The sequence below is a fragment of the Palleronia aestuarii genome, assembly GCF_003253995.1.
Classification (GTDB): domain Bacteria; phylum Pseudomonadota; class Alphaproteobacteria; order Rhodobacterales; family Rhodobacteraceae; genus Palleronia; species Palleronia aestuarii.
Genome location: NZ_QKZL01000033.1, coordinates 22,460 through 29,457, shown reverse-complemented (window position 1 = coordinate 29,457; position 6,998 = coordinate 22,460). Strand labels below are relative to the sequence as shown.

Below are 6,998 nucleotides of genomic sequence, written 5' to 3'. Positions count from 1 at the left end.
GACGGCGTGAAGGTCACCGATCTTGCGGTAGTTCTGCGCAACCTTGGTCCGGCGCATGGAATGGGTACCGTAAGAGCTCGGCTCCAATCCGATCGAGGTAACCCAGCCCCGGACGAGGCGGGCATACTAACCGGTCGAGATGTGCAGCCGCTCGTGGAACCGTCCCGGTCAGAGAAATTCCGAGCCGACCAGTTCGGGATCTTCGAGCCAAGCCAAGAGAGACTTCCGCGTGCCATCGGTGATCTCGAAGCGGACCGGCTGCGGGGTCTTGCTCTGGAGGACCGAGGTCCGCTCCTTCACCTGGCCCGCCGCGTAGACGTCGGCGACACGGAGGCGAACGAGGTCGCAGCCGCGTAGTTTGCTGTCGATCGCCAGGTTGAAAAGGGCAAGATCACGGGCGCGATCGGCGAGCTCGAGCCGCACACGGATCGCCCAGACGTGTTTCGGCAGGAGCGGGCGCTTCTGGCCGACGAGGCGGCCCTTGTTCCAGGCTGGCCGGCACGCGCGGATGGCGGGAAGGTTCGAGGCAGGCATAACAAGTCCTCCGGTCCGCCGCGCTCCTCCCATCACCGGCACCGTGTCGGCGCGACATGGTAGCACGCCGCGCCGCCGCAAGTCCGCTTCGAGCCCAACTTGCATCTATTCTTCGTTGCAGCGAAAGTCTGCTTCGACGAAGGGGGTTGATATTGAAAATAATGTGCCTGAACGGTTGGGGCGGCAAACTTCACGAAGACTTCCTGCCCTATGTCGCGACCACAGCCCCCGACATTCTGTGTCTTCAGGAGGTCGTGCATAGCCCCGAGACTGACAAAGACTGGTTGACCTATCGTGACGGCGATCACGTGCTTCCGCAAAGGGCAAACTTCTTTCGCGATGTCTGTCGCGCATTACCAGAGCACGTTGCAGTTTTTTGCCCCGCAGCACAGGGAGTCCTGTGGGATGAAGAACGATCCATCCCGTCACAATGGGGGCTGGCGACTTTCGTGCATCGTTCGTTCCCGATTATTGGACAGGTACAAGGGTTCGTTCACAAGACGTTTTCCCCTGTCGGATACGGCGATCACCCGAGGTCGCGCAGCGCTCATGGGGTTCGTGTTTTCGACTATAGTGTGCATCGCGCTTTGAGTGTCACACACATGCACGGACTGCGCGACTTGAACGGCAAGATGGACACACCAGAGCGTGCGGAGCAGGCGCAGAAGTTACTTGACCTCTCAAAGCGGGTGTCTGCACCGAATGACCTGACGGTGATCTGTGGTGACTTCAATGTCGAGCCGGACAGCCAGACGCTGACGATCCTCGCGGAAGCGGGCCTGTCCGAGCTGGTGACCGGGCGAGGCTTCAACAGCACTCGAAACTCGCACTACAAGAAACCAGGGCGATATGCCGACTATATGCTGATCAATCAGGAAGAGGCGGTGAAGGGGTTCGACGTGATCTTCGACCGGGAGGTCTCGGATCACTGCCCCCTCATCCTAGAAATCTAGCAAACGCGGCAAAAGCCGACCTCGTCCCAGCCGCAGCGAAAGCCCGCTTCGTCCGCACTGCCGACCTTCACCCTCCGAAAATGCTGCACGATGGACGAATTGCCGGTCTGGTGAAGCTGCACCACAGCGATGGCCAACCTGGCGAACGGCAGCAACGGGCCGGGAACAACAAGCATCTTTGTCGGCCAAAGGCCGGTCCCGCTGCGTTGCCGCAAGTCCGGTTCGAGCCCAAACCTGCCCTCGCAAGGCCGCGCCTCCATCCGATCGTGACGACCGATACCGATGACACCTTCGACATCGGCTCCCATGATAAGTTGGAGCACCGCCTTAGTGACGGCGCGAAGGAAATTACCGTCGACGTGCTTCTCACGCCGCTCGGCGAGAGACATCCTGGATTCGCTCATCGGGGCCTTCACGAGAGCGTAGCCGCAGTCGGCAAACCCCACCGCACCCTCGGCACTGGCGAAGTTCGGGCCGTTCTGATCTGGATGTCTGAAAAACCGGGTCACCCTTCGCCGGGAGGGCGCTCAGAGCCGGTTCACCCATCCTGCTCAGGCTCGGTCAACTCATTGAGCAGCGCGTAATAGCGGTCCCATAGCTCCTCGCCCAACAGGATCGCATTGGAAACCTCCATCATCTCTTCGATCAGGTCCAGCCGCCGATCTGCCACGCGCTTTCGGTCGCAGTTTGCCATGTCAACAAATCCCAATTCTATTTTCATATGAAAATGTAAATGAGTTGGCCTACAGCAGCGCGCAAGTATCTCGTTGAATATTTCAGTGACAAAATTAGGTTTGGCTCATGACACGCACCTATTCCCTCTCCGATGAAGGCCGAGCCGCGCGTGCGGAACAAAAGATGCGCTCTCGCGCGGCGCTGTTGGATGCCGCCCGCACGCTGTTCGCGGAGAAGGGATACGACGGTGTGTCGGTGTCAGAGATCGGTCGCAGGGCGGGCGTGTCGCACACGCTCATTAACGGCTATTTCAACGGGAAGGCCGGATTGCTCTACGAACTGGTAGAGGCGAACAACTCGCCGCAACTGGTCAGAACGGCGGAGATCGCACAGGGTGAGGGGACGCCGCTGGACCGGCTGTGGCGCGTCCTGACGTATTGGGCAGAGTCCGACCTTGCCGATCCTCGCGTCTTGCAGGTGCTCCAGAGTTACTCCTGGGTCTGGGGAGAGGAGCAGGAAAGGCGCAACCGCGCGAGCCGGGATGCCTTCCGCGCCCATCTGATCGCCCTGATCGACGAGGCCCGGGCCAGCGGTCATATACCGGAAACCCATTCGGCCGACATGCAGGCGCGGGCAATGTTTGCACTCTACACTTGGGGCATGCGCGAAGCGGTGTTCCGCAGTCTTCAACCCGACGCGGCGATAGAACGTCTCTGGCCGTTCGTGGAGGCGCAGCTGGGCGTGCAGCCGAAGTAGCGCTGGGGATCACGCGATCCGGGTGCGATGCTTACCATTCTCGACCCCGTGCCATTCACCATGCCGCCGCGTGACCAATTCAAGTGAACAGCAACCGGTCGTCCCGGTATTTCAGCGTCAGGTCTTTCTAAATACTGTCAGGCGAAGAGGTGAATGTACCACGTGCAGCGACCGGCCGGAACGTCCGCGGTCCGGTTGTTCAGGCAGCCATCACGAACGGCGGCTGCGGGGTAAGGACCTAAATATCCACCGCCTCTGCGATCGCCAGGGCATCCTCCAGCTCCACGCCGAGGTAGCGGACGGTACTGTCCATCTTGGTATGACCCAGGAGGAGCTGGACGGCGCGGAGGTTGCCCGTCTTGCGGTAGATCTGGGAGGCCTTCGTGCGGCGCATGGAATAGGTGCCGTAGGCGCTCAGCTCCAGCCCGATGGAGGCGACCCATCCCTTGAGCATGCGGGCGTATTGCCAGGGCGAGAGATGCGGGCTGTCGTGGAACCGGCTTGGCCAGAGGTCGGCGCAGCCGGTCATCGCGGGGCTCTCGATCCAGCCGGCCACGGATTGCCGCGTGACCTCGGTGATCTCGAACTGGACCGGCCGCCCGGTCTTGCGCTGGATGATGCCGGCCCGTTCCTTCACCCGGCCGGCGACGTAGACATCCGCCACCTTTAGGCGAACCAAATCGCAACCGCGCAGCTTGCTGTCGATGGCCATGTTGGAGAGCCAGATCGCGCCGATTGCCGGCGATCTCCAGCCGGACCCGGATCGCCCAGACATGCCTCGACTGAAGTGGTCGCTTCTGGCCGCCGATCCGGCCCCGGTTCCAGGGCCGGCGAGGTAGGCGTATTATCGGCAAATTAGGCGCCGTCATGACCGCACCATCGGGGGAAAGAGGCGTGCGAACCCCTCCTGACGGCGGTACGGGAAGCCGGGATAGGCCGCATGTCGTTCCGATACCATCGTCAGACGGTGGGCTTGGTCGGCGCTCAGATCCCAGTCCATACTGCCCAGGTTCTGCCTGAGCTGCTCTTCGTTTCGCGCTCCGACGATGACGCTGGCGACGGTTGGCTGGCGGGTCAGCCAGTTGAGAGCGATCTGCGGTACCGTCCTACCGGTTTCGGCAGCGATCTCCTCCAGGACATCGACGACTGCATAAAGATGTTCGTCATCCACCGGCGGGCCGAGGCTTTCGGTCTCGTGGAGCCGACTGGTCTCGGGACGCGGGGCGTTGCGCCGGATCTTCCCGGTCAGGCGGCCCCAGCCGAGCGGACTCCAGACCATGGCGCCGATGCCGTGGCGGGCGCCGAGCGGCATGAGGTCCCATTCGTAGTCCCGCCCGATGAGCGAATAGTAGACCTGATGTACCACGGGCCGCGGCAGGCCATGGCGATCGGCGGCGGCGATCAGCTCCATGATCGCCCATCCGGGGTAGTTCGATACGCCCCAGTACCTGACCTTTCCCGCGCGGATCAGCATGTCGATCGATGTCAGAACCTCTTCTGCCGGTGTCGAACTGTCGAACGCATGAAGCTGCAGCAGGTCGATCCGGTCCGTGCGCAGCCGTCCGAGCGCGTCCTCGACAGCGCGTAGGAGCCGCGACCGGCCGGTTCCCCAGTCACCGGGGCCATCTCCCATGGGCAGGCCGGTCTTGGTCGAGATCAGCACGTCGTCGCGCAGGCCGTCGAGCGCCGCCCCCAGAACCTCCTCCGACCGGCCGTCGGAGTAGACGTCGGCCGTGTCGAACAGGGTCACGCCAGCCTCCAGACAAAGCTCGATCAGGTGCCGAGCACCGTCGACGCCCGTGGTGCCCCAGTTCGAGAAGAGCGGCCCGGTGCCGCCGAACGTTCCGGTTCCGAAGCTGAGAACGGGCACGCGAAGTCCAGAGTCGCCGAGTTGCCGATATTCCATGGGGGTTCTCCTGTCAGGTGCTGATGGGGATGTCGCGGCGGAGCGCGATCGCGCCAACGCCGAGCGCGGCGAGCGGGAAGAGCGCAGCGAGGAACGGCAGCGTCCCGTAGCCCGCGCCGATGGAAATCAGGACGCCGCCGGCCCAGGCGCCGATGGCGTTGCCGAGGTTGAAGGCGGCGATGTTCACCGATCCGGCCATCGCCTGCCCGACATCGCCGGCCTGCGCCATCACCCAGGTCTGGAGCGGGGCCACCGTCGCGAACCCCGCCGCGCCGAGCGCCGCCGTCAGGGCGGCCGTCGCCCACCGGCTCTCGGCGCCAAGACCGAGGAGGATGAGGACCAGAAGCAAAGCGCAGAGCGTACCCAGGATTGTCGGCGCGAGGTGACGGTCGGCCAGGCGGCCCCCGACGAGGTTGCCCACGACAAGCCCGGCCCCGAACCCCAGCAGGATCGGAGAAACGGCCGCATTCCCAAACCCGGCGGTCTCGGTCAGGAGCGGGGCAATATAGGTGAAGACCGCGAACACCCCGGCATAGCCCAGAACCGTCATCGAGAGACCGCGCAGGACGGGCACGCGCCCAAGGACGGCGAGATCGGCCCGCCAATCGCCGGCATCGCTACGACCTCCGGCGGGGAGAACCATCCACATCACCGCCCAGCCAGCGATCCCGATCGCCGAGACGGCCCAGAAGGTCATGCGCCAATCGGTCTGCTGACCAAGCCAGGTGCCGAACGGCACGCCGAGGACGTTGGCCAGCGTCAATCCGGTGAAGACGATTGCGATGGCCGACGCCTGCCTGTCCCTGGCGACGAGGCCCTGCGCGACCACCGAACCGACTCCGAAGAACGTTCCATGGGTCAGAGCTGTAAGGACCCTGGCGGCCATGAGCGCGCCGTAGGTCGGGGCAAGGGCGCAGGCCGCGTTGCCGACGACGAACAGGGCCATGAGCCCAAGCAGCAAGCGCTTGTGCGACGATCGCGATGTCAGGGCGGTCAGGACCGGCGCCCCGAAAACGACGCCGAGTGCGTAGCCGGAGATCAGCGTCCCCGCCGTAGCGACGCTGACGGACAGGCTGTTCGCCACCTCGACGAGCAATCCCATGATGACGAACTCGGTGACGCCGATCCCGAAGGCCCCGATGGCGAGGGCATAAAGGGCGATGGGCATGGCGATGTCTCCTTAGGGGCGGTTGCCGACATCTGGCGCCCATGGCTATCCCGCACTAGAGGTTATGAAAGAACGACGCTCGTGATCTGCAGGAACGAATGCTGGGTGATCCGAACAGACTGCGCGATCTGGAGATTTTCTCTCTGGTCTGCTCCGAAGGCAGTTTTGCCGCGGTCGCGCGCGCAACGGGTCTATCGCCGTCCGCCGTGTCGAAGACGATCTCGCGGCTGGAGGACCGGATCGGGGGACGCCTCGTTCTCAGGACCACCCGGGCGCTGACCCTGACGCAGGAGGGCGAGACGTTCCTTGCGCGGACCCGCGACATTCTGGGGTCGATCGACGCTGCCGAGAAGGAGGTGCGCGGGGATCGCGTGGCGGAGGGGGAGGTCCGGATCACCACCTCGGCCTCCTACGCCACTCATATCCTCTATCCAGTCTTGGACCGCCTTCTCGCGCGCCATCCCCGTCTGCGGATCGTCTGCTCCGTCACCGATCAAGTTGTGGATCTGATGGGCGAACGGGCCGACCTCGCGATCCGCGCCGGCGAGATGCCGTCGTCGAGCCTCGTGGCACGGAGCCTCGGTCGATCCGAACGGGTGATCGTCGCCGCGCCGGGTTATCTGGAGCGCCGGGGAACACCCATTTCCGCGAGGGATCTGGAGGCGCACGACCTGATCGGCTTCGCCTATCCCCGCAGAGCCGCGACATGGTCTCTCGTAGAGGGCGGCCGGACCGTGGACGTCGGCGTCAGACCCCGCCTCTGCGCGACCGACGGCGAGGCCATCCGCCAGATGTCCCTGTCCGGCCTCGGCGTCGCCAGACTGACCCGCTTCACGATTGCCGAGGATCTGAAGGCCGGCCGACTTGTTACCCTGCTCGCCGACGCAACGGTCGGAGACGAAGAACCCTTCCACGTGGTCTGGCTCGGCGGATCGCGCGCTATGCCGCTCCGCCTCCGGGTTATCCTCGATTTTCTCGGTACAGAAGCAAGGATCGATTAAGCCAG

The 6,998-nt window shown here is 63.9% G+C and carries 7 protein-coding genes and 2 pseudogenes; 3 read left to right on the top strand and 6 right to left on the bottom strand.

Annotated elements, in window-relative coordinates:
• Nucleotides 1–534, bottom strand: a pseudogene (locus tag LX81_RS19610) (site-specific integrase); the annotation flags it as partial.
• Nucleotides 535–695: 161 nt separating this feature from the next.
• Between LX81_RS19610 and LX81_RS19605 the strand changes: the two are divergent.
• On the top strand, nucleotides 696–1,487 hold the full coding sequence (locus tag LX81_RS19605; protein ID WP_234822741.1) for an endonuclease/exonuclease/phosphatase family protein: 792 nt from the start codon (nucleotides 696–698) through the stop codon (nucleotides 1,485–1,487).
• Here LX81_RS19605 and LX81_RS19600 read toward each other — a convergent pair.
• Entirely contained in the window at nucleotides 1,484–1,996 is a 513-nt protein-coding gene (locus LX81_RS19600) for a hypothetical protein (protein WP_146259492.1), read from the bottom strand. The genes LX81_RS19605 and LX81_RS19600 overlap by 4 nt on opposite strands.
• A 29-nt stretch (nucleotides 1,997–2,025) precedes the next feature.
• The gene (locus LX81_RS22370) at nucleotides 2,026–2,181 is read right to left on the bottom strand and encodes a hypothetical protein (RefSeq protein WP_170134050.1); all 156 of its coding nucleotides are present in this window, start codon (nucleotides 2,179–2,181) and stop codon (nucleotides 2,026–2,028) included.
• Nucleotides 2,182–2,288: 107 nt separating this feature from the next.
• Here LX81_RS22370 and LX81_RS19595 point away from each other — a divergent pair, with 107 nt between their 5' ends.
• Nucleotides 2,289–2,918 carry a TetR/AcrR family transcriptional regulator gene (locus LX81_RS19595; RefSeq protein WP_111538982.1) on the top strand — a complete coding sequence of 210 codons (630 nt, stop codon included), beginning with the start codon at nucleotides 2,289–2,291 and terminating at the stop codon, nucleotides 2,916–2,918.
• A 238-nt stretch (nucleotides 2,919–3,156) separates the two neighbouring features.
• Here the strand turns inward: LX81_RS19595 and LX81_RS19590 are convergent.
• The 3 genes and pseudogenes from LX81_RS19590 to LX81_RS19580 all read right to left on the bottom strand — a co-directional run bounded on the left by LX81_RS19590 (nucleotide 3,157) and on the right by LX81_RS19580 (nucleotide 5,992).
• Nucleotides 3,157–3,787: pseudogene (locus LX81_RS19590) on the bottom strand (tyrosine-type recombinase/integrase).
• A complete protein-coding gene (locus LX81_RS19585; protein WP_111538981.1) occupies nucleotides 3,784–4,824 on the bottom strand; it encodes an aldo/keto reductase in 1,041 nt (346 codons plus the stop codon). Before LX81_RS19585 ends, LX81_RS19590 begins: the two are co-directional and overlap by 4 nt.
• A gap of 13 nt (nucleotides 4,825–4,837) precedes the next feature.
• Nucleotides 4,838–5,992: an MFS transporter gene (locus tag LX81_RS19580; protein WP_111538980.1), complete on the bottom strand. Its 1,155-nt coding sequence runs from the start codon at nucleotides 5,990–5,992 to the stop codon at nucleotides 4,838–4,840.
• Between the two features lie 98 nt (nucleotides 5,993–6,090).
• Between LX81_RS19580 and LX81_RS19575 the strand changes: the two genes are divergently transcribed.
• A complete protein-coding gene (locus LX81_RS19575) occupies nucleotides 6,091–6,993 on the top strand; it encodes a LysR family transcriptional regulator (protein ID WP_111538979.1) in 903 nt (300 codons plus the stop codon).
• The last annotated feature ends 5 nt before the right edge of the window (nucleotides 6,994–6,998 follow it).